The following is a 453-nucleotide window of genomic DNA, read 5'->3' on the forward strand; positions in this document are numbered from 1 at the left end:
GACTGGAAGGACCGAACGGTTACCCGCGCTACAGCTGGCAGTACGATGAAAACCACCAGCGCGTGAAGGAAACCCGTGTCAGCAGCAACGGCACGCGCGTGACCTGGATGATGCACCCGGACAATGCCGGCGGCCTGGCCTTCGAGAGCGAACAGAATGGCGGCAGCATCAGCAACCGGCATTACCTGTCGGTCGGCGGCGCCAGCCTGGGCGTGCTGGTGACAACAGGCAGCCTGCCGGCACTGGGCGCCGGGCAGATGGAACCGTGGATACCGCCTAGCCTGGTGGTAGTGAAACTGGAATACTGGCACAAGGACCTGCAGGGCAGCCTGGTCAGCACGACCGACCATAACGGCACGCTGACGGCACGCTACTCCTACGATCCATTCGGCAAGCGCCGCACGGCAAGTGGCAACTACGACGCCAGCGGCAAGCTGGTGTATGACTGGAACA

1 protein-coding gene is annotated in these 453 nt (G+C 63.1%); it reads left to right on the forward strand.

Going from position 1 to position 453, the window contains the following annotated elements; translation table 11 throughout:
• Nucleotides 1–453: hypothetical protein (locus tag GYK42_RS28855; RefSeq protein ID WP_166450281.1), on the forward strand; the 453-nt coding region annotated here is incomplete at both ends.

Source organism: Janthinobacterium lividum (assembly GCF_011601275.1).
GTDB classification, from domain to species: domain Bacteria; phylum Pseudomonadota; class Gammaproteobacteria; order Burkholderiales; family Burkholderiaceae_D; genus Janthinobacterium; species Janthinobacterium lividum_E.